Genomic DNA, 321 nt, shown 5'->3' with positions numbered 1-321 from the left:
CGTCTCAAGAACCCGTCTCAAGACCCCCCCGCCCCACGCCCCCAAACCCCATACCCCCACCCGCAATAAGCATATTCCCCCCCAAAAACCAGACAGGCGTACAATTCCAAAAGTCGTTAACACGACATGCAGTACGTCTTCAGGGCGGGGTGCAATTCCCCACCGGCGGTATGCCATGCAATGTGGCGAGCCCGCGAGCGCCCGGCGTCCTTCACGGACATCGGGGTCAGCAGATCTGGTGAAATGCCAGAGCCGACGGTCATAGTCCGGATGAGAGAAGATGTGCCGGCACATTCCCGATTGCCCGGGCGCGCTTGCGCC

Annotated in this window: 1 riboswitch. The window is 61.4% G+C overall.

The features are described from left to right. Positions 1-131: 131 nt before the first annotated feature. Positions 132-286, top strand: a riboswitch (FMN riboswitch). The last annotated feature ends 35 nt before the right edge of the window (positions 287-321 follow it).

This window comes from Achromobacter maghribensis (genome assembly GCF_057334215.1).
The sequence above is the reverse complement of the archived record's forward strand: the minus strand, read 5'-3'. Positions and strand labels throughout refer to the sequence as shown.